Below are 24,962 nucleotides of genomic sequence, written 5' to 3'. Positions count from 1 at the left end.
GATGATGCAGTTGCGATATGCGATGACAGGTCTGGTGGTGGCTCTCGCGCTAGCCGGTTGTCAGCGTACGGCATATGATTACAGCTCCAACTCGAACGCCGGGCCGGCGCCGTTGACGGCGCAGCCCGTTCCCTCCGTGCAGGGTGGGCAGCTTCCGCCGCCGACCGGCAGCTCGCAGTTTCCGGCCGCGCCGACGGCGACGTCGCCGATGCCGGGTGCGCAGCCCGGTGCAATGGCCGCGAATGCGCTCGATGTCACCAAGGAATCGATGGTCGGAAGCTGGCGAGTCAACGGCAGCTGCGACATGTTTCTCACCCTCACCAATCTCGGCAGCGGTTCGCGCGGCGGCACGCGCGGCTGTGTCGGCGAGTTGACGGCGATGGGCTCCTGGGAGGTTGCCGGCAAGCAGGTGTTGCTCAAGGACCGCTCGGGCAACCAGATCGGCAGCGTCTACAAGACGGCCGACAACCGCTTCGAGGGACAGACCAGCACGGGCCAGCAGATCAGCCTCAGCCGGTAAGCGAACCGGCGGGTAAGCAAACCGGCGGTAAATGATCCGGCGGGTTTCCGCCGATGACTGACAGGCGGATATGCCCTCATGCAGCCAATGCCAGATTATGCGCTCAGCGTTTGCGAACAGCTTAAATCGCTGACGCTCGCAGGCGCGTTGCAGGTCGATTCCGCCCAGATGGATGTGGCGAAAAGCCTGGACCGGGTGCTTGCCGGGCTGAAGCAGCAAAGGCCGGCGGCAAAATCGAGCGCGCTCGGCTGGCTGTTCGCATCGAAGAAGAAAGCCGCCGGCGGCATCAAGGGGCTCTATATCCACGGCAGCGTCGGACGCGGCAAGACCATGCTGATGGACATGTTCTTCGCGATGGCGCCGTGCAGGAAGAAGCGGCGGGCGCATTTCCACGAATTCATGGCGGACGTGCACAACCGCATCGCGGCGCACCGGCTGAAGCTCAAGAACGGCGAAACGAAGCAGGCGGACCCGATGCCGCCGGTCGCCACAGCCCTTTACGAGGAAGCGGAACTGCTCTGCTTCGACGAGTTCACGGTCACCGACATTGCCGACGCGATGATCCTGTCGCGATTGTTCTCCGAACTCTTTGCGCGGGGATGCGTGCTGGTCGCGACCTCGAACGTCGAACCCGACAATCTCTACAGGGACGGTCTTAACCGCGGGCTCTTCCTGCCCTTCGTCGCTCTGCTCAAGCAGCATGTCGATGTCGTCACGCTGGATTCGCCGACCGATTACCGGATGGAGAAGCTGAATAGCCAGCCCGTCTATCTCGTGCCGATCAACGAGCATAACGACATGGCGATGGAGGCGTCCTGGACGCAGGCGCTGCACGGCCGCAAGGCGCAGCCGCTCGACATTCCGATGAAGGGGCGCTCCATCCATGTGCCGCTCGCCGCCGACCGCATGGCGCGCTTCTCCTTCACAGACCTTTGCGACAAGCCGCTCGGAGCAGTCGATTTTCTCGCCATCGCCGAACGCTTCGATACGGTCTTCCTCGATCACGTTCCCTTGCTCGGCCCGGAGAAGCGGAACCAAATCAAGCGCTTCATCATTCTGGTCGATACGTTCTACGATCATGCCGTGCGGCTTTACATATCGGCGGCGGCGATGCCGGAGGAACTGCTCCTCAATCGCCGGGGCACCGAAGGCTTCGAATTCGATCGCACGGCATCGCGCCTGTTCGAGATGCGGAGCGCGGAATATCTTGCGCTGCACCATGAGAAACGGGCCGCAGAGTGACGATCCAGTGACAAAATATCTTACGTTTACGTAAGAATTTTAGTATCTAAACGATTGAAAATGCTGCATCAAAATTAATGGATTGCCATTTTTTGGCTTTGGGTCTATGCGATTGCGTCATTGAGCGGCCTCGCAGCGTCGTTCGACGAATTTGATCGCAAAGGAAACAGCGAAATGGCGCGTAACAAGATCGCACTCATTGGTTCTGGCATGATTGGTGGCACGCTGGCGCATCTCGCCGGCCTGAAGGAGCTGGGCGACATCGTCCTCTTCGACATCGCCGACGGTATTCCCCAGGGCAAGGGCCTCGACATCGCACAGTCCTCTCCGGTCGAAGGCTTCGACGCCAACCTGACCGGCGCCAGCGACTATTCCGCAATCGAAGGCGCCGATGTCTGCATCGTCACCGCCGGCGTTCCGCGCAAGCCGGGCATGAGCCGCGACGATCTCCTCGGCATCAACCTCAAGGTCATGGAGCAGGTCGGCGCCGGCATCAAGAAGTATGCCCCCAACGCCTTCGTCATCTGCATCACCAACCCGCTCGACGCCATGGTCTGGGCGCTGCAGAAGTTTTCGGGCCTTCCCGCGAACAAGGTCGTCGGCATGGCCGGCGTTCTCGACTCCTCGCGCTTCCGTCTCTTCCTCGCCAAAGAGTTCAACGTCTCCGTTCAGGACGTGACGGCCTTCGTTCTCGGTGGTCACGGCGACACAATGGTGCCGCTCGCCCGCTACTCGACGGTCGGCGGCATTCCGCTCACCGATCTCGTCACCATGGGCTGGGTCACCAAGGAGCGCCTCGAAGAAATCATCCAGCGCACCCGTGACGGCGGCGCCGAAATCGTTGGCCTGCTGAAGACCGGCTCGGCCTATTATGCGCCGGCTGCCTCGGCGATCGAAATGGCCGAATCCTACCTCAAGGATAAGAAGCGCGTCCTGCCCTGCGCGGCCCATCTGACCGGCCAGTACGGCGTCAAGGACATGTATGTCGGCGTTCCCACCGTCATCGGCGCCGGCGGCGTCGAGCGCGTCATCGAGATCGACCTCAACAAGACCGAGAAGGAAGCCTTCGACAAGTCCGTCGGCGCCGTCGCCGGTCTTTGCGAAGCCTGCATCAACATCGCGCCGGCCCTGAAGTAATTGGCGCTCAAGTAATCGAAACAGGGATAGACCCCATGAACATTCATGAATATCAGGCCAAGGCTCTGCTGAAGGGCTATGGCGCGCCGGTTGCCGAAGGTGTGGCAATTCTCAAGGTTGAAGAAGCCGAGGCTGCCGCCAAGTCGCTTCCGGGCCCGCTTTACGTGGTCAAGAGCCAGATCCATGCGGGCGGCCGCGGCAAGGGCAAGTTCAAGGAACTGTCGCCGGAAGCCAAGGGCGGCGTGCGTCTCGCCAAGTCGATCGAAGATGTCGTTGCCAACGTCAAGGAAATGCTTGGCAACACGCTGGTGACCGCGCAGACCGGCGAAGCCGGCAAGCAGGTCAACCGCCTCTACATCGAGGACGGCGCCGACATTGCCCGCGAACTCTATTGCTCACTCCTGGTCGACCGTTCGGTCGGCAAGGTCGCCTTCGTCGTCTCGACCGAAGGCGGCATGGACATCGAAGCCGTCGCCCACGATACGCCCGAGAAGATCCAGACGATCGCCATCGAACCGGAAACCGGCGTGACGGCGGCCGACGTCGCCAAGATTTCCGCCGCTCTCGAGCTCGAAGGTGCTGCCGCAGAAGACGCCAAGTCGCTCTTCCCGCTGCTCTACAAGGCCTTCAACGAGAAGGACATGTCGCTTCTCGAAATCAACCCGCTGATCGTCATGAAGAATGGCCATCTGCGCGTCCTCGATGCCAAGATGTCCTTCGACGGCAATGCTCTGTTCCGTCACGACGACGTCAGGGCGCTGCGCGACGAGACCGAAGAAGATGCCAAGGAAATCGAGGCCTCGAAGTGGGACCTCGCTTATGTCGCGCTCGACGGCAATATCGGCTGCATGGTCAACGGCGCGGGCCTTGCCATGGCGACGATGGACATCATCAAGCTCTACGGCAAGGAGCCGGCCAACTTTTGCGACGTCGGCGGCGGCGCCGGCAAGGAGAAGGTTGCGGCAGCCTTCAAGATCATCACCGCAGACCCCAAGGTCGAAGGCATCCTCGTCAACATCTTCGGCGGCATCATGAAGTGCGACGTCATCGCCGAGGGCGTCATTGCCGCGGTCAAGGAAGTCGGCCTCAAGGTTCCGCTCGTCGTGCGCCTTGAAGGCACCAATGTCGAGCTCGGCAAGAAGATCCTGAACGAGTCGGGTCTCGCGATCACGGCGGCTGACGACTTGGACGATGCGGCCAAGAAGATCGTCGCGGCGATCAACGGCTAATTTGAAGGATCGGAAAGAATGTCTATTCTCGTCAATAAAGACACCAAGGTCCTCGTTCAGGGTCTGACCGGCAAGACCGGCACGTTCCACACCGAACAGGCGCTTGCCTACTACGGCACCCAGATGGTCGGCGGTATCCACCCGAAGAAGGGTGGTGAAACCTGGACCGGCGCAAAGGGCGAAAGCCTGCCGATCTTCGCAACCGTCGCCGAAGGCAAGGAAAAGACCGGCGCCGACGCGACCGTCATCTACGTTCCGCCGGCAGGTGCTGCCGATGCGATCATCGAGGCGATCGACGCCGAGATCCCGTTCATCACCTGCATCACCGAAGGCATCCCGGTCATGGACATGGTGCGCGTCAAGGCTCGCCTCGACCGCTCCAAGTCGCGCCTGCTCGGACCGAACTGCCCGGGCATCCTGACGCCGGAAGAGTGCAAGATCGGCATCATGCCGGGCTCGATCTTCCGCAAGGGTTCGGTCGGCATCGTTTCCCGCTCGGGCACGCTGACCTACGAAGCCGTCTTCCAGACCTCCAACGAAGGTCTCGGCCAGACGACGGCCGTCGGCATCGGCGGCGACCCGGTCAAGGGCACCGAATTCATCGACGTGCTCGAGATGTTCCTGGCTGACGAAGCCACGACCTCGATCATCATGATCGGCGAAATCGGTGGCTCGGCTGAAGAAGACGCGGCCCAGTTCCTCAAGGACGAAGCCAAGAAGGGCCGCAAGAAGCCGATGGCCGGCTTCATCGCCGGCCGCACGGCGCCGAAGGGCCGCACCATGGGCCATGCCGGCGCCGTGGTATCGGGCGGCAAGGGCGACGCCGAATCGAAGATCGCGGCGATGGAATCGGCAGGCATCAAGGTGTCTCCGTCTCCAGCCCGCCTGGGCAAGACGCTGGTTGAAGTCCTCAAGGGCTGAAGCCACCTATAGACCGGGCGGAGGAACGGCATCTGCGCCTTCCGCCCGGCTCGCACACGAGACCAGCAGATGCGCCGCGGACAGGCGGCAATCGGAATGCGGCAGCCGGCGATCGATCCGGCAAATTCATCAAAGTCAGGAGGCGGACGGAAGCGTTCGCATATCACCATGGCACGGCAAGAAGCCAACGAGCAGTTTCAGATCACCTCGTTTCTGGATGGCGCCAACGCGGCCTATATCGAGCAGCTCTATGCGCGCTACGAAGAGGACCCGGCGTCGGTGGACGATCAGTGGCGCACCTTCTTCAAGGCGCTGGAAGACGATCCTGCCGATGTGAAGAAGGCGGCCAAGGGTGCCTCCTGGCGCAAGAAGAACTGGCCGCTGGCAGCCGGCGGCGATCTGGTGTCGGCGCTCGACGGCGACTGGGGCATCGTCGAGAAGGTGATCGAGACCAAGGTGAAGGCGAAGGCCGCAGCCGAGGGCAAGCCCGCCGACAGCACCGACGTGCTGCAGGCGACGCGCGATTCCGTCCGCGCCATCATGATGATCCGCGCCTACCGCATGCGCGGCCACCTGCATGCCAAGCTCGATCCGCTCGGCATCGCCGCCGCCGTCGACGACTATCGCGAGCTGTCGCCGGAAAATTACGGCTTCACATCAGCCGATTACGACCGCAGGATCTTCATCGACAACGTGCTCGGCCTGGAATACGCGACCATCCGCGAGATGATCGAGATCCTCGAACGCACCTACTGCTCGACGCTCGGCGTCGAATTCATGCATATCTCCAACCCGGAAGAGAAGGCCTGGATCCAGGAGCGCATCGAAGGTCCTGACAAGGGCGTGGCCTTCTCCCCGGAAGGCAAGAAGGCGATCCTCGCCAAGCTCGTCGAAGCCGAAGGCTACGAGCAGTTCCTCGACGTCAAGTTCAAGGGCACCAAGCGCTTCGGCCTCGACGGCGGTGAATCGCTGATCCCGGCGCTCGAACAGATCCTGAAGCGCGGCGGCCATCTCGGCCTCAAGGAAGCCGTGTTCGGCATGGCCCATCGCGGCCGCCTCAACGTGCTCTCCCAGGTCATGGGCAAGCCGCACCGCGCCATCTTCCACGAATTCAAGGGCGGCTCCTACGCGCCTGACGAAGTCGAAGGTTCCGGCGACGTCAAGTACCATCTCGGCGCCTCCTCCGACCGCGAATTCGACGGCAACAAGGTGCACGTTTCGCTGACCGCGAACCCTTCGCATCTCGAAATCGTCGATCCCGTCGTCATGGGCAAGGCCCGCGCCAAGCAGGACATGAGCGCCTCCGTCTGGGACGGCGACATCATTCCGCTTTCCGAACGCGCCAAGGTCCTGCCGCTCCTGATCCACGGCGACGCGGCTTTTGCCGGCCAGGGCGTCATCGCCGAAATCCTCGGCCTGTCCGGTCTGCGCGGTCACCGCGTTGCCGGCACGATGCACGTCATCATCAACAACCAGATCGGCTTCACCACGAACCCGGCCTTCTCGCGCTCGTCGCCCTATCCGTCCGACGTCGCCAAGATGATCGAAGCACCGATCCTGCACGTCAACGGCGACGATCCGGAAGCGGTGGTCTACGCGGCCAAGATCGCCACCGAATTCCGCATGAAGTTCCACAAGCCTGTGGTGCTCGACATGTTCTGCTACCGTCGCTACGGCCATAATGAAGGCGACGAGCCATCCTTCACGCAGCCGAAGATGTACAAGGTGATCCGCGGCCACAAGACCGTGCTGCAGCTCTATGCCGCGCGTCTCGTCGCCGAAGGCCTGCTCACCGATGGCGAAGTGGAGAAGATGAAGGCTGATTGGCGCGCGCATCTCGAACAGGAGTTCGATGCCGGCCAGCACTACAAGCCGAATAAGGCCGACTGGCTGGACGGCGAATGGTCCGGTCTGCGCACGGCCGACAATCAGGACGAACAGCGCCGCGGCAAGACCGCCGTGCCGATGAAGACCTTGAAGGAGATCGGCCGCAAGCTCTCCGAGATCCCGGCAGGTTTCAACGCGCATCGCACGATCCAGCGCTTCATGGAAAACCGCGCCAACATGATCGGCACCGGCGAAGGCCTCGACTGGGCGATGGCCGAAGCTCTCGCCTTCGGTTCGCTCGTCGTCGAAGGCCACAAGATCCGCCTGTCCGGCCAGGATTGCGAACGCGGCACCTTCTCGCAGCGCCATTCGGTTCTCTACGATCAGGAGACCGAAGAACGCTATATTCCGCTCGCCAATCTCGCGCCGACGCAGGCCCGTTACGAAGTCATCAATTCGATGCTTTCGGAAGAAGCCGTTCTCGGCTTCGAATACGGCTACTCGCTGGCTCGCCCGAATGCGCTGACGCTTTGGGAAGCGCAGTTCGGCGATTTTGCCAACGGCGCGCAGGTCGTCTTCGACCAGTTCATCTCGTCGGGCGAACGCAAGTGGCTGCGCATGTCGGGCCTCGTCTGCCTGCTGCCGCACGGTTATGAAGGTCAGGGTCCGGAGCACTCTTCGGCTCGCCTGGAACGCTTCCTGCAACTCTGTGCGGAAGACAACATGCAGGTCGCCAACGTCACGACGCCGGCGAACTACTTCCACATCCTGCGCCGTCAGCTGAAGCGCGACTTCCGCAAGCCGCTGATCCTGATGACGCCGAAGTCGCTGCTGCGCCACAAGCGGGCGGTCTCGACGCTTGCGGAACTCGCGGGCGAATCCGCCTTCCACCGCCTGCTCTGGGACGATGCCGAGGTGATCAAGGACGGCCCGATCAAGCTGCAGAAAGACAACAAGATCCGACGCGTCGTCATGTGCTCCGGCAAGGTCTATTACGATCTTCTGGAAGAGCGGGAAAAGCGCGGTATCGACGATATCTACCTGCTGCGCGTCGAACAGCTCTATCCGTTCCCGGCAAAGGCACTCATCAACGAGTTGTCGCGCTTCCGTGGTGCCGAGATGGTCTGGTGCCAGGAAGAGCCGAAGAACATGGGCGCATGGTCGTTCATCGACCCGTTCCTCGAATGGGTGCTTGCCCATATCGATGCGAAATACCAGCGTGTCCGCTATACCGGCCGTCCGGCCGCCGCCTCGCCGGCGACGGGCCTGATGTCCAAGCATCTTTCGCAGCTCTCGGCATTCCTCGAGGATGCACTGGGCGGCTAATACAAGGGGGGCGCAATGGCTTATTTCTTTCTGAGACTGCCGCCGCCGCGCCCCACTTTCCCGCATGACGGGACCGGGGAGGAAATGGCGGCGATGAAAAGCCATGCCGAATACTGGCGTCGAAACGCCCTTGCGGGAACGGCCGTCACGGTCGGCCCCGTCTTCGAAGGGGAAGGCGCTTGGGGCATGGCGGTCGTCGAGGTCGAGGATCAGGCGGCTGCACGGGCTCTCGCCGATGCCGATCCGATCATCGCTTCCGGTTTCGGTTTCCGTTTCGATATTCTGCCGATGCCCTCGATCATTTTGCGGCCGCCCGCCGTCTGAAACGCATAAACGAAAACACACGAAATCAGGATTTGAACAATGGCCACAGAAATCCGCGTTCCAACTCTCGGTGAATCCGTCAGCGAGGCAACCGTCGGCACCTGGTTCAAGAAGGTCGGCGACGCCATCAAGGCCGACGAGCCGATTCTGGAGCTTGAAACCGACAAGGTGACCATCGAAGTTCCCGCGCCCGTCTCCGGCACGCTTTCGGAAATCGTTGCCGCCGCCGGCGAGACCGTCGGCCTCGGCGCACTGCTCGGCCAGATCGCCGAAGGTGCCGGCGCTGCCGCCGCCGCGCCGGCTGCTGCCGCACCGGCCGCCGCCCCTGCTGCACCGGCGCCTGCCGCCCCGGCCGCCGCTGCCGCAGCGTCGTCGAGCGCTTCCGTTTCCACCATGCCGGCAGCGCCGGCGGCCGCCAAGATGCTCGCTGAAAACAACCTTTCCGCCGATCAGGTCGACGGCAGCGGCAAGCGCGGCCAGGTGCTGAAGGGCGACGTCATCGCCGCCGTCGCCAGGGGCATTTCCGCTCCGGCGGCCGTACCCGCGGCAGCGCCGGTTGCTGCGCGCGGCCCGTCGACGGTCGAGGATGCCTCGCGCGAAGAGCGCGTGAAGATGACGCGCCTGCGCCAGACGATCGCCAAGCGCCTCAAGGACGCGCAGAACACTGCCGCCATGCTGACCACCTACAACGAGGTGGACATGAAGGCGGTCATGGACCTGCGCAACAAGTACAAGGACATTTTCGAGAAGAAGCACGGCGTCAAGCTCGGCTTCATGGGCTTCTTCACCAAGGCCGTTACGCACGCCCTGAAGGAACTGCCGGCCGTCAACGCCGAAATCGACGGCACCGACATCATCTACAAGAACTACTGCCATGTCGGCATGGCCGTCGGTACGGACAAGGGCCTCGTCGTTCCGGTCATCCGTGATGCCGACCAGATGTCGATCGCCGAGATCGAGAAGGAGCTCGGCCGTCTTGCCAAGGCTGCCCGCGATGGCTCGCTCGCCATGGCCGACATGCAGGGCGGCACTTTCACCATCACCAATGGCGGCGTCTACGGCTCGCTGATGTCCTCGCCGATCCTCAACGCACCGCAGTCGGGCATTCTCGGCATGCACAAGATCCAGGAGCGGCCGGTCGCGATCGGCGGCCAGGTGGTCATCCGTCCGATGATGTATCTGGCGCTTTCCTACGATCACCGCATCGTCGACGGCAAGGAAGCGGTCACCTTCCTCGTGCGCGTCAAGGAGAGCCTCGAAGATCCGGAACGTCTGGTTCTCGATCTCTAAGGGAGCGCTTTCGATGCGGAACCGGATCTTGCGAGCGGCGCGCCTTCTTCTTTGCGCTGCCGCCGCGCATACCCCGGTCTCCGCATCGGCTGCCGGCTGGGATGCCGGAAAGGCGAGCAGCAATTTCGAGCTGGTGGCGTTGGGCGATGCCGAACTCTCCGCGCGCTCGATCAACGTGATCCACATGGGCAATGTCGAGCTGACCTCCGGCCGTATCGTCGCGGCCGATCCGCTCGCTCAGCCGGATCGTCCGGCGCTCGCAAGGACGGTCGCGCCGGGGGAATATCCGGTCACGCTCTACCAGGCTTCCGGGCGCATCGCGGCGGCCGGCATGCGCTTTGCCGAGGGCAAGCCGGATCACTGGGAGCTTGCCGTCCTGCCCGGACAGGATCCGATGACGCTGAAGGACGGCGAGATTTTCGGCTATCCCGTCGATGCCGGCGTCGGCTGCTACATGGATGCCGACACGCTTGCTCTGATCGGCGAGCGCGAGGCGCAGGTCCAGGCACAGAAGCCGGATGCCGACTTCAATTATTACGACGACGTGCTGGCTTCGGACCTCGATGCCAACAAGGGCCGCTATGCGCTCCACCGGCCGGTCGCCGGCAAGAAGGGCAATGTCGCCGTCTTCTGGAGCGGCTGGGGCGACGGGTTCTACCCGGTTTTCTGGGGCCTCGACAAGGACGACCGCCCGCTGGTGCTGCTGACGGATTTCGGCGTGATCGAGAATGCCGACGGGCGGAGAGAGCCGAAGGGACAATGAGCGGAAAGATCGGCATCATGGCGGGAGGAAAAGGCATGGCTGCAATCGCGGCCGCTGCGTTTTTCGCCGCGCCTGCCGCTGCATCCGGCGCCGAATGCAAGCAGGAAGGGGCCGTCTATGTCGACCGCGACGGCGCCTATGAATTGCGCTTCACGCCGCTGAATTCCGCGTCGGCCGCCGCCAGCAACCAGTTCAAGGTCAGCGCGCTGAAGACGTCCGTCGTGATGGAAGGTTATGTCATGCCGTCGGAAGATCCGGTACGCGCGATCGGCATCCTGATGTTCAACTGCCCCGAGGGCGATGTGACGGGCGCGAATCTCAATGCCTGTACGGTCTGGCAGGGCGCCGTCTACGGCATGGATGCCAAGGGCGAAATGGACAATCTCCAGCCCGAGGGTGCTGTGGCGGCCGAAAAGCTGGTGCTGCCCGGCCTTGGCCCGGCCATCCGTGAATCCAGTGCCTGGGGCGAGGGCAAGGCTTCCGTGGCGCCCTGGGACGTGCTTGTTTTCAAGGAATGCGCGACATGAGCGGTGCACCTGTCGTTCTCGTGACCGGCGGCAGCCGGGGCATCGGCGCTGCCGTCTCGCGCCTTGCCGCACGCCAGGGCTGGCGTGTCGCGGTGAACTATGCCTCAAACCGCGCGGCTGCCGACGCTGTCGTTGCGTCGATCACCGAGGCCGGCGGCGAGGCGCTGGCAATCGAGGGCGATGTCGGCAATGCCGCCGATATCGTCTCGATGTTTGCGGCCGTCGACCGCCATTTCGGCCGGCTCGACGGGCTCGTCAACAATGCCGGCATCGTCGATTATCCGCAGCGGGTCGACGAGATGGCGGCGGAGCGGATCGAGCGCATGCTGCGGATCAACGTGACCGGCTCCATACTCTGCGCGGCAGAGGCGGTACGCCGCATGTCGAGCCGTCATAACGGCCGCGGCGGCGCGATCGTCAACATCTCGTCGATGGCTGCGGTTCTCGGTTCTCCGGCGCAGTATGTCGATTATGCCGCCTCGAAGGCCGCCATCGATACGTTCACCGTCGGGCTCGCGCGCGAGGTCGCCGCCGAGGACGTCCGCGTGAATGCGGTCAGGCCAGGCATCATCGAAACCGATATCCATGCTTCTGGCGGGCTGCCGGACCGGCCGCGCGAAATGGCGCCGTCGATCCCGATGCAGCGCACCGGTACGCCCGAAGAGGTGGCGGATGCGATCCTCTACCTTCTCTCTCCTTCGGCTTCCTATATAACCGGCGCGATCCTCAATGTGAGCGGCGGCCGTTAGAAGGACAGGGCAAAAACGATATGCAGTATATTCTCGAATTCCTTGGCCTGATGGCCGTTTTCTCGATCTTCATCGTCGTGCCGGGCGCCGATTTCGCCGTTATCCTGCGCCAGAGCATCGTGCACGGGCGTCGCGCCGCCATCATGACCGGGCTCGGCATGGGCTTTTCCCTGCTCTTCCATATCAGCTACACCATTCTCGGCCTCGGCCTCATCGTGTCGAAATCGCTGATGCTGTTTGCGATGATCAAATGGGCGGGTGTCGCCTATCTCGTCTATCTCGGCATCAAGTCGTTCCGCGAGCCTGGTTTCAAGGTGAGCGAGATCGAGGTAACGGCCGAAGACCGCAAGCCGGTCTCGATGCTGAAATGCCTCGGCATGGGCTTCATCACCAATGCGCTGAACCCGAAGCCGGTGCTGTTCTTCCTGTCGCTGTTTTCGACGCTGGTGCATCACGACACGCCTGTTCTGATCCAGTTCTCCTACGGCATCGGCATGGCGACGGCGCTGGTCGCGTGGTTTGCCGGCGTCTCCTATTTCTTCACGGTCAAGGCGATCCGTGACCGCTTCATCGCCAGCGGCAAATGGTTCAACCGCATTACCGGAGCAGCACTCGTCGGCTTCGGCTTCCGCCTCGCGCTTACGCGCGCGGCCGACTAAACGATAATCCAAAGGGAAAAAGCAATGTCCTACGATGTCATCATTATCGGAACCGGCCCTGGCGGCTACGTCTGCGCCGTCAAGGCAGCCCAGCTCGGCCTCAAGGTCGCCGTCGTCGAAAAGCGCGCGACCTATGGCGGCACCTGCCTGAACGTCGGCTGCATCCCGTCCAAGGCGCTGCTGCATGCTTCCGAAATGTTCCATCAGGCCGGCCATGGATTGGGCACGCTCGGCATCGACGTGCCGGCGCCGACGCTCAACCTCGCCAATATGATGGCGCATAAGGATGCGACGGTGAAGTCGAACGTCGACGGCGTCGCCTTCCTCTTCAAGAAGAACAAGATCGATACCTTCCAGGGCACCGGCAAGATCGTCTCGGCCGGCAAGGTTTCCGTCACCGCCGAGGACGGCAAGGTGCAGGAGATCGAGAGCAAGAACATCGTCATCGCCACCGGCTCCGATGTCGCCGGCATTCCCGGCGTGCAGGTCGAGATCGATGAAAAGACCATCATTTCCTCCACCGGCGGCATCGCGCTGGAGAAGGTGCCGGAAACGCTGATCGTCGTCGGCGGCGGCGTCATCGGCCTCGAACTCGGCTCGGTCTGGTCGCGCCTCGGCGCCAAGGTCACCGTCGTCGAATATCTCGACACCATCCTCGGCGGCATGGACGGCGAAGTTTCCAAGCAGTTCCAGCGCATGCTGGCCAAGCAGGGTATCGATTTCAATCTCGGCGCCAAAGTCACCGGCGTCGAAAAGGGCGGCAAGGGCGCCAAGGTCACTTTCGAACCGGTCAAGGGCGGCGACGCCGTGACGCTCGAAGCCGACGCCGTGCTGATCGCCACCGGCCGCAAGCCTTATACGGCGGGTCTCGGCCTCGAAGAGGCAGGTGTGGCGCTCGACAATCGCGGCCGCGTCGAGATCGACGGTCACTTCAAGACCAATGTCGCCGGCATCTATGCGATCGGCGACGTGGTGAAGGGGCCGATGCTGGCGCACAAGGCGGAAGACGAGGGCGTGGCGCTGGCCGAAATCCTCGCCGGCCAGCATGGCCACGTCAATTACGAGGTCATCCCGAGCGTCGTCTATACCCAGCCGGAAGTCGCGTCTGTCGGCAAGACCGAGGAAGAGCTGAAGGCGGCAGGCGTCGCCTATAAGGTCGGCAAGTTCCCGTTCACGGCAAACGGCCGCGCCCGCGCGATGCTGGCGACCGACGGTTTCGTCAAGATCCTCGCCGACAAGGAAACCGACCGCGTTCTCGGCGGCCATATCGTCGGCTTCGGCGCCGGCGAAATGATCCACGAGATCGCCGTTCTGATGGAGTTCGGCGGTTCGTCGGAAGATCTTGGCCGGTCCTGCCATGCGCATCCGACGATGTCCGAAGCCGTGAAGGAAGCCGCGCTCGCGACCTTCTTCAAGCCGATCCATATGTAAGCTTACATCTTCGTAATGAAGCGCGCAGCCGCTTGCCGGAAGGCAAGCGGCTGTTTTAGTTGTTGCCTAGAGCAAAGTTGGGGCATCTGGCGGGGATCAAGAAATGCAGCAGTCATCCATCATGAGCTACAGTCTCAGCCAGCGTTTCCTTCACTGGGCGGTGGCGCTGCTGATCTTCTTCAACCTGCTCTTTCCCGACGGAATGAACATCTGGCACCGGCTCGTTCGCAGAGGCCAGGTGCCGACACCCGAGCAGATCGCGTCGGCCAATATCCATGCCTATGTCGGCATCGCCATTCTGCTGCTCGCCGTCCTCCGGCTCTGTCTGCGCTTTATCAAGGGTGTGCCGCCCGAGGTTTCTCGGGAGCCGGCGATCTTCCGTCTCGCGGCGAAGCTTGCCCATTCAGGGCTCTATATCCTGATCTTCGCGATGCCGCTTTCTGGCATTGCCGCCTACTATTTCGGCATCGATCCTGCCGGTTTCCTCCACGCGGATGTCCTGAAGATCGTTCTCTGGGCGCTGATCGCGGCCCATGTCGCCGGCGCGCTCGTCCATCAGTTCTATTGGAAAAGCAATGTGCTGCGCCGCATGACGCTCGGCTGACCGTCTCCCGGTTCAGTTGACCGCGGTGACGGTAAAGCCCTGCTTGCGCAGCAGTTCGACGACGCCTTGTTCGCCGGGCAGGTGCAGGGCGCCGACGGCCATGAAGACGTTGCCGCCGTCGAGAATGGGGGCCGCACGTTCGGCCATTACCTGGTTACGGTCGAGGATGACGCGCTGTTCGAAGGCGGCATAGTCGCTGGTGTCGCCCTCGTCTTCCGGCGTCACGGTCTTCAGCATCGGCATCGTCATGCCGATATCGCCGGAAAGATAGAGATCGGTCATCGTTTCGACGACGTCGTTCATCTTGTCGCCGAGTTCCAGCGTCTCGATCAGCGACTTCATATGAAATTCGACCGGCAGGTCGGCCATGGCCTGGATCTGCTCGGCAAGGGTTTCCAGCCCCTTGACCGTCTTGCCTTCGGCAGCAGCGTCGGCCGCGATCTTCTGGTCAAGAAATTTCACGCCTTTCGCCTTGCGGGCGATTTCGCAGGCCGGCAGGGCGACGGCGCTTGAGATCATCCACGGCCGCATGCGGGAGACGGCGCCGAGCGGGATGCCGCGCTGCTTGAGGCCGGCTTCCAGGCGCTGGTAATCCTCCGGCGAGAGCAGCTTGTCGATCGTCGTGCCGTCGGTGAACATCGTCAGCTCAGGCCTTGCGAGCAGGGCGGCGGTTGCTTTGCGTTCATCGAGAATCTCGTCGGATTCGATGATGATCGTATCGGCTGCGTCGTGAGCGGCCTGGGCGCGCGGCGGCAGGGCAAGCACGCGCGGGTCGGTGACATGCATGCTGCCGAGCAGCCAGGAAGGCCGGATACCCGGCTTCTCGATCTTCCAGAAGATGCCCTTGCCGTTTGGCGTCGCATCGGCTTCCTTCAGCGCCTCGGCATAGCGGGCCGGGTCGTTCTGCCGCAGCTCGGCCATCAGGTTCCGGCCGGTGCAGGCCTCCTCGGCGGCGGTCGCCGGCCGTGCAGTCAAAAGACCGGCAAACAGGGCTGCGAGAAGCAGCATGTGAAAGGCTGCGATCAACCAGAGCAGCAGGTTGCCCGGCGCTACGAGATGAAACGTCCGGCGGCCGATTGATGTCGTCACGATGGTATTCCCTACATGCCTTATGCGTTTCATGCTCTACGCCCGGCTTGCGCATATTCCTTTAAGAGAATGCGTTAACGAAAACTTATGCCCATATGCATGTCGTTGTCCCAAAACCGCTGCACACTTTTGGGCGACATGCACTAGGCCCGCGGATGGGCGCGATCATACACCTCCAGCAGCCGCGACGCATCGACGCCGGTATAGACCTGCGTCGTGGAAAGGCTGGCATGGCCGAGCAGTTCCTGGATGGTGCGCAGATCGCCGCCGCCGGCGAGCAGGTGGGTGGCGAAGGAGTGACGAAGCGCATGGGGCGTCGCCGTCTCCGGCAGGCCGAAGGCGCTGCGCAGCTTCTGCATGGCCCGCTGGATGATCGCCGGCTGCAGCCTGCCGCCGCGGGCGCCGCGAAACAGCGGTTCGCCGCTTTCGAGATGGTACGGGCAGAGCGTGCGATATTTCTCGACGGCGTCGAAAACCACTGAGAGCAGCGGCACAAGCCGCGTCTTGTTGCCTTTGCCGGTGATGCGCAGCGCCGTTGCGCCCTTTTGCAGGTCGGCGGGGGTGAGATCCAGCGCTTCGGAGATGCGCAGGCCGCAGCCGTAGAGCAGCGTCATGACAGCCGCATCGCGCGCTGCGATCCAAGGTTCGTCATGGAGCTGGGCTTCGTCGCTGACGACGGTGATCGCCTGCGTGTCGGAGAGCGGCTTGGGCAGCGATTTCGGCTGTTTCGGCGAGCGGATCGCGCCGGCGCCGGCAGCATTGACCAGCCCTTTCTTTTCGAGATGGCGTAGCAGCGAGCGGAGGCCGGCGAGATTGCGGCCGAGCGAGCGGGCGCCGGAGCCCTGCTTGCGCCGGGCCGCGAGGAATGCGCGGAAATCGGCAGGGCGCAATTCCCTGATATCGGCGAGTGTGGCCGGCCCGGCGAGATGGCCGGTCAGGAAGGTCAGGAACTGGCGGGTGTCGCGCTCATAGGCATCGAGCGTATGCTCGGAAAGGCGGCGCTCGCGGGCGAGGTTTTCGAGCCACGCGGCCCGCTCGGCCATCAGGCGCGGATCGGCGATGATCAAGAGTTCGTTCACGTCTCTGGCCTTGAATTTGCCTTCAAGTCCGCCAATTTGAAGCAGGAACGGTTATGGAATTGCTAATGCCGGCCAAACCTTTGTCATCCCCAGATCATATTCTACTGCGATAGCTTTATGCCCCATAGACAGGATCTTTCATGGCACGGCGCGATTCCATGACGGCTTTCGGACAGCTCGCGGAAGCGATCGCTCTCGTCTCGCATGGAAGACCTGGTCACATCGTCGATACGCTGATTGCCGAACGCGGCCAGAGGATCGTGAAACATCCGCTCTGGCCTGCGATGCGGCCGTTCCTCTACACGCTGCTGCGCTACGGCAAGGCGATCGAATTCGCCAATGCGGTTGCCAAGATGCCGGGTTTCCAGTCGTTCGAATATCTGAGCGACGTGCTGAAGCTCGATATCGGCGTCGCCAATGGCGAACGCATTCCCAGTAGCGGCGGCTTCATCCTCGTCAGCAATCATCCCACAGGCATTGCCGACGGCGTCGCTGTCTTCGATCTCCTGAAAGCGCGCCGGCCGGATATGATGTTCTTCGCCAACCGCGACGCGATCCGGGTCAATCCGCGCTTTGCCGAGATGATCATCCCTGTGGAATGGCGGGAGGAGCACAAGAGCAAGCTCAAGGCGCGCGAGACGCTGCAGCTGACGAACCATGCGGTGAGGGAAGGCAAGGCGACGGTGCTCTTTCCCTCGGGCCGCATCGCCTACTGGGCGAACGGCCGGCTGAACGAACGCCCCTGGAAGACCTCGGCCGTCGGGCTGGCGCGCAAATACAATCTGCCGATCCTTCCCGTCCATATGACGGCGCGCAATTCCGGCCTGTTCTATTGGCTGGCGAAATGGTCGACGGAACTTCGCGACATGACCGTTTTTCACGAACTGCTGAACAAACGCGGCGACCGCTTCGATTTCGTGATCGGCAATCTCATTCCGGCCGAACATCTGGACGGCGACCTCAACGAGGTGACGAAGGTGCTGGAGAGGCATACGGTGCACGATCTCTCGGCAGGTGGTGACGCGACCTTCATACCGGTCGGCCTGCCGGTTGAAGCAGTGGAAGGCCGGGAGATGCCGGTTCCTGCCGTCTAAACAAGCCGGCGCATGTGGCAGACCCGTCACCTGTTATCATGAAATCGTCACTCTTGCCGGGCGTCATGCCCCGATCTCCTTGAGGCGGAGGGCCTGGCGCGCCAGCAGCCGCTCGACATCGGCGATATCGAGCGCCGAGAGCTTGGCGCCCGGCTTGCGCAGGGCGGCCGACTTGATGACGCCGCGCTTGGCAAGCACATATTTGCGGCAGGCGAGGCCGATGCCCTGCTGCTGTTCATAGCGGGCGAGCGGCAGATAGGCGTCGAAGATCTCATGAGCGCGATCGGGGTTGCCGGCGCCATAGGCTTCGACGACGCCGACCATCATCTCGGGATAGCAGAAGCCGGTCATGGCTCCATCGGCGCCGCGTCCCATTTCTTCGGGCAGGAAAAGCCCGCCATTGCCGCAGAGGATCGAGATGCGCCGCATGGCGCCGCTGCCGCTGGCGGCGCGAAGCGCTGATATCTTCGCAAGGCCCGGCCAATCCTCATGCTTGAGCATGACGCAATTGGGCACGTCCCTGACGATGCGCTCGATGACACCAGGCGCGATCGTCACATTCGTCGTGAGCGGATAATCCTGCAGCACGAAGGGCGTGTCACCAAGCGCTTCGCCGACCGACTGGTAAAAGGAGAAGGCCTGATCGTCGGTCCTGACGGTCCAGGGCGGCGCGACCATGACGCCCGCGGCGCCCGCGCCCATGACGGCTTCGGCAAGTTCGCGCATCGGCGCAAGCCCTGGAGCCGACACGCCGACGACGACGGGAAGACGCCCGTCGAGGCGCTTCAGCACACGCTCGACCACCAGGCGCGATTCCTCGGCCGTCAGCTTCGGTGCTTCGCCGAGCTGGCCGAGGACCGTCAGGCCGGTGACGCCGGCGCTCTCGTAGAAATCGACCATGCTGTCGACGCTGGCAAGATCCAGCGCGCCGTCGTCGGTGAAGGGTGTTACGGCGATTACATAGACACCCTTGGCATCTTCGGTCAGTCTAGCCATTCGTTCCTCTCCGATTCAGCGGTCGAATAAATCGTCCCGGCAATCTATGCGCTCCATCGCGTGCCCAGCAACCCTTATCCACGTCCGTTGCCTGGCGCGCATGTCCGTCTTTGCGGTTCCAATTCCAATGATTTGCGGGCATGGTCTCGCGCGATGAGCACAGATTCGTCCGATCTCTTTGGCGCGCTTTTCGAGGCACCGCCCGCGAACCGCACGGTTCCGGTGCTGGTGCCGATGCCGGCGCCGAAACCCTATTCCTATTCCGTGCCGGAGGGCATGGCGGTCGAGCCCGGCTCGGTCGTGCAGGTGCCGCTCGGGCCGCGGCAGGTGATCGGCGTCGTCTGGGACGGTGGCGAGGATGGCGTCGATCCGAAGAAGCTCAGGCCGATCAGCCACGTCTTCGACTGCCCGCCGCTTGCCAAGGAGATGCGGGATTTCATCGACTGGGTGGCGACCTATACGCTTTCGCCTCCCGGCCTCGTCGCCCGCATGGCGCTGAGGGCGCCGAACGCCTTTGAACCGGAGCCGATGGTGGAGGGGCTGAAGCTCGTCGGCGGCGAACCGGAGCGGATGACGCCGGCGCGCGCCCGGGTTCTCGATGCCGCCTCCGACGGCTTATCCTGGACGCGCAGCGGCCTGGCACATGCCGCCGGTGTTTCGACGAGTGTCGTCGACGGGTTGATCACGCTCGGCATCTTCGAGACGGTGTTTCTGCCGCCGCCGGCGGTCGTGGCAGTGCCGGATCCCGATTTTGCCGCCGCCCGCCTCGAAGGGCCGCAGAGGCAGGCGGCTTCGGAGATCGTCGACGATGTCCGCAAGGGCGAATTTTCGGTATCGCTGATCGACGGAGTGACCGGTTCCGGCAAGACCGAGGTCTATTTCGAAGCGGTTGCCGAGACGTTGAAGCGCGGCAAGCAGGTGCTGATCCTGCTGCCGGAAATCGCGCTGACGGCCAGCTTCCTGGAGCGCTTCCAGGATCGCTTCGGCGCAAAGCCGGCCGAATGGCATTCCGATCTGGCGCCGCGCACGCGTGAGAAAGTCTGGCGCCAGGCGGTGACCGGCGAAGTGCGCGTCGTGGCCGGTGCGCGCTCGGCGCTCTTTCTGCCCTTCGAGGATCTCGGCCTCATCATCGTCGACGAGGAGCACGACCCCGCCTACAAGCAGGAGGACCGCGTCTTCTACAATGCCCGCGACATGGCCGTCGTGCGCGGCCGCATCGGCGATTTTCCCGTCATCCTGGTGTCGGCGACGCCATCGGTCGAAAGCCAGGTCAACGGGCAGAGCGGCCGCTACAGCACGGTCCATCTGCCGACACGATTCGGCGATGCCGCGCTGCCCGATCTGCATCTCATCGATATGCGCAGGCACGCGCCGGAGCGCGGCGGCTTCCTGTCGCCGGTCTTGATCCGGGCGATCGGCAAGACGGTGGAGAAACGCGAACAGGCGCTGCTCTTTCTCAACCGGCGGGGCTATGCGCCGCTGACGCTCTGCCGGGTCTGCGGCCACCGGTTCCAATGCCCGCAATGTTCGAGCTGGCTGGTGGAGCACCGCTTCCGCAAGCAGCTGCAATGCCATCAATGCGGCCATGCCGAGCGCACCCCGGAAGCCTGCCCGGAATGCGGCACGCTCGACCATCTGGTCGCCTGCGGCCCGGGTGTCGAGCGGATCGCCGAAGAGGTGGAGCGGCATTTTCCCGAGGCCCGCACCATCGTTCTCTCCTCCGATATCATGGGCGGAGTGAAGCGGCTGCGGCTGGAGCTGGAAGCGATCGCCAAGGGTGAGGCGGATATCGTCATCGGCACACAGCTCGTCGCCAAGGGGCACAATTTTCCGCTGATGACGCTGGTCGGCATCGTCGACGCCGATCTCGGCCTTGCCAATGGCGATCCCCGCGCAGCCGAGCGCACCTTCCAGCTGCTGTCGCAGGTGACCGGCCGCGCCGGGCGCACCGGCCTCAAGAGCCATGGGCTGCTGCAGACCTACCAGCCGCAGCATCCCGTCATGCAGGCGATCGTGTCAGGGGATTCCGGCGCCTTCTACGACCGTGAGATCACCGAGCGCGAACGCGCCGCGCTGCCGCCCTTCGGCAGGCTCGCCTCGATCATCGTTTCGGCCGAAACGCGCCACGACGCCGAAAACCATGCGCGCGGCATGCGAAACGCCGCTCCGCAGGTCTCCGGCATCTCCGTGCTCGGCCCGGCGGAGGCGCCGCTCGCGCTGGTGCGCGGCCGTCACCGCTTCCGCCTTCTGGTGCATGGGCGGCGGAATTCGGACATGCAGGGTTTCCTGCGGGCGATGCTGTCGCAAGCGCCGAAGGAGCGCGGATCGGTGCAGGTGCAGCTCGATATCGATCCGCAGAGCTTCCTCTAGCTACCAGCCTGCTTTGGAGTGCCAGCCGGTCACTTTTCTGACGTTGTCGCCATTTCCTCCTTTTTCGGCTCGTGCCATAAAACAGCGATTCGCGAGTGATTTGGGGCTGATGCATGGAACTCTATTTTCCGACCGAGCTTGGCGAGCAGCTGGCGTTCTGCTCCGCGGCTTTCACGGCGCTGGCGGGTTTCGTCATGATGTTCGCGCCGGGCCACGCCCTGCGTCTTCTCGGCCTGCAGGCGCGGGAAGGGCGGCCGGAAGGTTTCGGTGAGGCGCGCTCGATGGGCGGTTTCTATCTCGGCTTCGGGGCCTCGGCGATCATGCTCGCCCAGAGCTGGATCTACATGGCGCTCGGCGCTTCCTTTGTGATGGCCGCCTTTGCCCGTATCATCTCGATCCTGTCCGATAAGGGGAGTAATATCGTCAACTATTTACTCCTGGTTGTGCAGGTCGCCTTGGCCGCATTGCCGCTGCTTTATGTTTTCGGCTTCTTCCAGACGTGAATTTCGTGGCCTGCGGGCGGTTTCCCGGGCCTGCTTCAAAGTCATTCCGCAATTTTGCGGACAGAAATTCATGTGAAAGGCGTATTCGGGCATTACGCGTGTTGCGAGTCCGAACATCCTATGTTAGACGGACCCCGAATTTCGGAAGAAGCAAGAGGCTTCTCTTGTGATTTCTGGGGGAAATCAAAACGAATTCAAGATCATAGGTTCGGCGTCCGCCGAGAGCCGGATTTTGGGTTGAAATCAGGGAAATTTGTGCCAGTGGCAGACACGTCCCAGCTTACTTCTGGTGTTGCAGAGCGCTATGCCTCGTCGCTTTTCGAGCTCGCGCTCGAAGAGGGCGCCGTCGCTACCGTAACTGCAGATCTTGACCGTTTCCAGGCGATGCTGGATGAGAGCGATGATTTGAAGCGCTTTATCCTGAGCCCGGTTTTCTCCGCCGAGGACCAGCTGAAGGCAATCGTCGCCATCAGCGAAAAGGCCGGCATCTCGGGCTTCTTCGCCAATTTCCTGAAGGTCGTGGCGCGTAACCGCCGCCTGTTCGCCCTGCCGGGCATGATCAAGGCCTTCCGCATCATCGCCGCCAATCATCGCGGCGAAATTTCCGCCGAGGTCACCTCGGCCCATGCTCTCTCCGCAGAGCAGGAAAATGAATTGAAGGCGGCGCTGAAGGGCGTCACCGGCAAAGACGTGGCGATTGCCGTCACGGTTGATCCGTCAATTCTTGGTGGTCTGATCGTCAAGGTCGGGTCCCGTCAGATTGATACGTCTCTTCGTACCAAACTCTCTACCCTTAAGCTTGCATTGAAAGAGGTCGGCTGATGGATATCCGCGCCGCGGAAATTTCCGCAATTCTCAAAGACCAGATCAAAAATTTCGGCAAAGAGGCAGAAGTCTCGGAAGTCGGCCAGGTTCTCTCCGTCGGTGACGGTATCGCTCGCGTTTACGGTCTGGACAATGTCCAGGCCGGTGAAATGGTCGAGTTCCCCGGCGGCATCCGCGGCATGGCCCTGAACCTTGAATCTGACAATGTCGGTGTCGTTATTTTCGGCTCCGACCGCGACATCAAGGAAGGCGACACCGTCAAGCGCACGGGCGCTATCGTCGACGTTCCGATCGGTCCTGAACTGCTCGGCCGCGTCGTCGACGCGCTCGGCAACCCGATCGACGGCAAGGGCCCGATCAACGCGACCCGCCGTGCGCGCGTCGACGTCAAGGCTCCGGGCATCATTCCGCGCAAGTCGGTTCATGAGCCGATGTCGACCGGCCTCAAGGCCATCGACGCCCTCATCCCGGTCGGCCGCGGCCAGCGCGAGCTCGTCATCGGCGACCGCCAGACCGGCAAGACCGCGATCCTGCTCGACACGTTCCTGAACCAGAAGCCGATTCACGACAACGGCCCTGACAACGACAAGCTTTACTGCGTCTACGTCGCCGTCGGCCAGAAGCGCTCCACCGTTGCCCAGTTCGTCAAGGTTCTCGAAGAGCGCGGCGCCCTGAAATACTCGATCATCGTCGCCGCGACGGCTTCCGACCCGGCTCCGATGCAGTTCCTCGCTCCGTTCGCAGGCTGCGCAATGGGCGAATACTTCCGCGACAACGCCCAGCACGCCCTGATCGGCTATGACGACCTGTCCAAGCAGGCTGTCGCTTATCGCCAGATGTCGCTGCTGCTGCGCCGCCCGCCGGGCCGCGAAGCCTATCCGGGCGACGTTTTCTACCTGCATTCGCGTCTCCTCGAGCGCGCGGCAAAGATGAACGACGACAAGGGCGCCGGTTCGCTGACCGCTCTGCCGGTCATCGAAACGCAGGGCAACGACGTTTCGGCCTTCATTCCGACCAACGTGATCTCGATCACCGACGGCCAGATCTTCCTCGAAACCGACCTGTTCTACCAGGGCATCCGTCCGGCCGTTAACGTCGGTCTGTCGGTTTCCCGCGTCGGTTCTTCGGCTCAGATCAAGGCGATGAAGCAGGTTGCCGGCTCGATCAAGGGCGAACTCGCCCAGTATCGCGAAATGGCCGCCTTCGCCCAGTTCGGTTCGGACCTCGACGCTGCGACCCAGCGCCTGCTGAACCGCGGTGCACGCCTGACCGAACTCCTGAAGCAGCCGCAGTTCTCGCCGCTGAAGACGGAAGAGCAGGTCGCCGTGATCTTCGCAGGCGTCAACGGCTACCTCGACAAGCTGCCGGTCGCTCAGGTCGGCAAGTTCGAGCAGGGTCTGCTCTCGTACCTGCGTTCGGAAGGCTCGGCCATCCTCGACGCGATCCGCACGGAAAAGGCAATCAGCGACGATACCCGGGGCAAGCTCACCGCTGCTCTCGATAGCTTCGCCAAGTCTTTCCAGTAATCGGGCCTAGTTAGGACGGATAACGGATGCCTTCACTTAAGGATCTGAAAAACCGGATCGCCTCCGTCAAGGCGACGCAGAAGATCACCAAGGCGATGAAAATGGTCGCCGCGGCGAAGCTTCGGCGTGCGCAGGAGGCGGCCGAGGCCGCCCGGCCCTATTCGCAGCGCATGGGTGCGGTTCTGGCGAACATCGCCAAGGCCGTCACCGATGCGGATGGTGCGCCGGCGCTGATGACAGGCACCGGCAAGGACCAGGTTCACCTGCTGGTGGTCTGCACGGCTGAACGCGGTCTTTGCGGCGGCTTCAACTCGCAGATTGCGCGCTTTGCGCGTGACCATGTCCGCAAGCTGCTGGCCGAAGGCAAGACGGTGAAGATTTTCACCGTCGGCAAGAAGGGTTACGACATCCTGCGCCGTGAATATGCGTCGCTGATCATCGAGCGCAAGGAACTGCGCGAAGTCAAGAAGATCGGTTTCGAGAATGCCGACCAGATCGGCAAGCGCGTCATCGATATGTTCGCTGCCGGCGAGTTCGACGTCTGCACGCTGTTCTACTCCGAGTTCAAGTCGGTCATCTCACAGGTCCCGACCGCGCAGCAGCTCATTCCGGCCAAGGCTCCGGAAGCCGTCGCCGAGGATGCAGAACATGCAGGCGCCGTCTACGAATACGAGCCGGATCCGGCGTCGATCCTCGACGACCTGATCCCGCGCAATATCTCCGTCCAGATCTTCCGCGCTCTCCTGGAGAACGTCGCGGGCGAGATGGGTGCCAAGATGAGCGCGATGGACAATGCGACGCGCAATGCCGGTGAGATGATCAACAAGCTGACGCTGAACTACAACCGTCAGCGTCAGGCTCAGATCACCAAGGAACTGATTGAAATCATTTCGGGCGCGGAAGCGCTCTGAGTTAGGAAAAGAGGGTAAGA

23 protein-coding genes are annotated in these 24,962 nt (G+C 62.7%); 20 read left to right on the top strand and 3 right to left on the bottom strand.

Annotation, left to right across the window (positions count from 1 at the left end; genetic code table 11):
- Nucleotides 1-4: 4 nt before the first annotated feature.
- From ATY78_RS09775 to ATY78_RS09710, 14 genes are all read left to right on the top strand, one after another.
- Nucleotides 5-520: a protease inhibitor Inh/omp19 family protein gene (locus ATY78_RS09775; protein WP_088682142.1), complete on the top strand. Its 516-nt coding sequence runs from the start codon at nucleotides 5-7 to the stop codon at nucleotides 518-520.
- Nucleotides 521-598: 78 nt separating this feature from the next.
- A complete protein-coding gene (gene zapE / locus ATY78_RS09770) occupies nucleotides 599-1,762 on the top strand; it encodes a cell division protein ZapE (protein ID WP_088682141.1) in 1,164 nt (387 codons plus the stop codon).
- Nucleotides 1,763-1,936: 174 nt separating this feature from the next.
- Nucleotides 1,937-2,899, top strand: a complete 963-nt coding sequence (gene mdh, locus ATY78_RS09765; RefSeq protein WP_010034465.1) for a malate dehydrogenase — start codon at nucleotides 1,937-1,939, stop codon at nucleotides 2,897-2,899.
- Between the two features lie 35 nt (nucleotides 2,900-2,934).
- On the top strand, nucleotides 2,935-4,128 hold the full coding sequence (gene sucC, locus ATY78_RS09760; RefSeq protein ID WP_088682140.1) for an ADP-forming succinate--CoA ligase subunit beta: 1,194 nt from the start codon (nucleotides 2,935-2,937) through the stop codon (nucleotides 4,126-4,128).
- Nucleotides 4,129-4,146: 18 nt separating this feature from the next.
- Entirely contained in the window at nucleotides 4,147-5,049 is a 903-nt protein-coding gene (gene sucD / locus ATY78_RS09755; RefSeq protein WP_008528022.1) for a succinate--CoA ligase subunit alpha, read from the top strand.
- Nucleotides 5,050-5,217: 168 nt separating this feature from the next.
- Nucleotides 5,218-8,202: a 2-oxoglutarate dehydrogenase E1 component gene (locus ATY78_RS09750; protein WP_088682209.1), complete on the top strand. Its 2,985-nt coding sequence runs from the start codon at nucleotides 5,218-5,220 to the stop codon at nucleotides 8,200-8,202.
- A gap of 15 nt (nucleotides 8,203-8,217) precedes the next feature.
- The gene (locus ATY78_RS09745; protein WP_088682139.1) at nucleotides 8,218-8,526 is read left to right on the top strand and encodes a YciI family protein; all 309 of its coding nucleotides are present in this window, start codon (nucleotides 8,218-8,220) and stop codon (nucleotides 8,524-8,526) included.
- A gap of 39 nt (nucleotides 8,527-8,565) precedes the next feature.
- Entirely contained in the window at nucleotides 8,566-9,816 is a 1,251-nt protein-coding gene (odhB, locus tag ATY78_RS09740; RefSeq protein ID WP_088682138.1) for a 2-oxoglutarate dehydrogenase complex dihydrolipoyllysine-residue succinyltransferase, read from the top strand.
- 13 nt (nucleotides 9,817-9,829) lie between these two features.
- Nucleotides 9,830-10,579, top strand: a complete 750-nt coding sequence (locus ATY78_RS09735) for a DUF4241 domain-containing protein (protein WP_088682137.1) — start codon at nucleotides 9,830-9,832, stop codon at nucleotides 10,577-10,579.
- On the top strand, nucleotides 10,576-11,106 hold the full coding sequence (locus ATY78_RS09730; protein WP_088682136.1) for a hypothetical protein: 531 nt from the start codon (nucleotides 10,576-10,578) through the stop codon (nucleotides 11,104-11,106). The genes ATY78_RS09735 and ATY78_RS09730 overlap by 4 nt, the downstream gene beginning before the upstream one ends.
- Nucleotides 11,103-11,855 carry an SDR family oxidoreductase gene (locus ATY78_RS09725; RefSeq protein WP_088682135.1) on the top strand — a complete coding sequence of 251 codons (753 nt, stop codon included), beginning with the start codon at nucleotides 11,103-11,105 and terminating at the stop codon, nucleotides 11,853-11,855. Before ATY78_RS09730 ends, ATY78_RS09725 begins: the two co-directional genes overlap by 4 nt.
- Nucleotides 11,856-11,875: 20 nt before the next feature.
- Nucleotides 11,876-12,514: a LysE family transporter gene (locus tag ATY78_RS09720; protein WP_088682134.1), complete on the top strand. Its 639-nt coding sequence runs from the start codon at nucleotides 11,876-11,878 to the stop codon at nucleotides 12,512-12,514.
- Nucleotides 12,515-12,538: 24 nt separating this feature from the next.
- Nucleotides 12,539-13,945, top strand: a complete 1,407-nt coding sequence (lpdA, locus tag ATY78_RS09715; protein WP_088682133.1) for a dihydrolipoyl dehydrogenase — start codon at nucleotides 12,539-12,541, stop codon at nucleotides 13,943-13,945.
- Between the two features lie 103 nt (nucleotides 13,946-14,048).
- On the top strand, nucleotides 14,049-14,549 hold the full coding sequence (locus tag ATY78_RS09710) for a cytochrome b/b6 domain-containing protein (RefSeq protein ID WP_088682132.1): 501 nt from the start codon (nucleotides 14,049-14,051) through the stop codon (nucleotides 14,547-14,549).
- 12 nt (nucleotides 14,550-14,561) lie between these two features.
- Here the strand turns inward: ATY78_RS09710 and ATY78_RS09705 are convergent, their stop codons facing one another.
- Together ATY78_RS09705 and ATY78_RS09700 are read right to left on the bottom strand one after the other, a co-directional pair.
- Nucleotides 14,562-15,638 (bottom strand): TraB/GumN family protein, encoded by a 1,077-nt coding sequence (locus ATY78_RS09705; RefSeq protein ID WP_088682131.1) that lies wholly within the window; start codon nucleotides 15,636-15,638, stop codon nucleotides 14,562-14,564.
- Nucleotides 15,639-15,781: 143 nt separating this feature from the next.
- Nucleotides 15,782-16,717, bottom strand: coding sequence for a tyrosine recombinase XerC (locus ATY78_RS09700; RefSeq protein ID WP_088682130.1), 936 nt, complete (start codon nucleotides 16,715-16,717; stop codon nucleotides 15,782-15,784).
- A gap of 140 nt (nucleotides 16,718-16,857) precedes the next feature.
- On the opposite strand from ATY78_RS09700, the gene ATY78_RS09695 reads away from it, so the two are divergent.
- Nucleotides 16,858-17,811 carry a 1-acyl-sn-glycerol-3-phosphate acyltransferase gene (locus tag ATY78_RS09695; RefSeq protein ID WP_088682129.1) on the top strand — a complete coding sequence of 318 codons (954 nt, stop codon included), beginning with the start codon at nucleotides 16,858-16,860 and terminating at the stop codon, nucleotides 17,809-17,811.
- Nucleotides 17,812-17,874: 63 nt separating this feature from the next.
- On the opposite strand, the gene ATY78_RS09690 is transcribed toward ATY78_RS09695, so the two are convergent.
- Nucleotides 17,875-18,807, bottom strand: a complete 933-nt coding sequence (locus ATY78_RS09690) for a dihydrodipicolinate synthase family protein (RefSeq protein WP_088682128.1) — start codon at nucleotides 18,805-18,807, stop codon at nucleotides 17,875-17,877.
- Nucleotides 18,808-18,960: 153 nt separating this feature from the next.
- On the opposite strand from ATY78_RS09690, the gene ATY78_RS09685 reads away from it, so the two are divergent.
- From ATY78_RS09685 to ATY78_RS09665, 5 genes are all read left to right on the top strand, one after another.
- Nucleotides 18,961-21,177 (top strand): primosomal protein N', encoded by a 2,217-nt coding sequence (locus ATY78_RS09685; RefSeq protein WP_088682127.1) that lies wholly within the window; start codon nucleotides 18,961-18,963, stop codon nucleotides 21,175-21,177.
- 113 nt (nucleotides 21,178-21,290) lie between these two features.
- A complete protein-coding gene (locus ATY78_RS09680) occupies nucleotides 21,291-21,680 on the top strand; it encodes a DUF4345 domain-containing protein (RefSeq protein ID WP_088682126.1) in 390 nt (129 codons plus the stop codon).
- A 255-nt stretch (nucleotides 21,681-21,935) separates the two neighbouring features.
- On the top strand, nucleotides 21,936-22,502 hold the full coding sequence (locus tag ATY78_RS09675) for a F0F1 ATP synthase subunit delta (protein ID WP_088682125.1): 567 nt from the start codon (nucleotides 21,936-21,938) through the stop codon (nucleotides 22,500-22,502).
- A complete protein-coding gene (gene atpA, locus ATY78_RS09670; protein ID WP_088682124.1) occupies nucleotides 22,502-24,031 on the top strand; it encodes a F0F1 ATP synthase subunit alpha in 1,530 nt (509 codons plus the stop codon). Before ATY78_RS09675 ends, atpA begins: the two co-directional genes overlap by 1 nt.
- Nucleotides 24,032-24,057: 26 nt before the next feature.
- A complete protein-coding gene (locus tag ATY78_RS09665; protein ID WP_088682123.1) occupies nucleotides 24,058-24,942 on the top strand; it encodes a F0F1 ATP synthase subunit gamma in 885 nt (294 codons plus the stop codon).
- Nucleotides 24,943-24,962: the final 20 nt, after the last annotated feature.

Origin of the sequence: Rhizobium sp. R635, assembly GCF_002211285.1 — a bacterium.
Lineage (GTDB): Bacteria > Pseudomonadota > Alphaproteobacteria > Rhizobiales > Rhizobiaceae > Rhizobium.
Note: the sequence above shows the minus strand (reverse complement) of the source record. Positions and strands in the feature narration are given on the sequence as shown.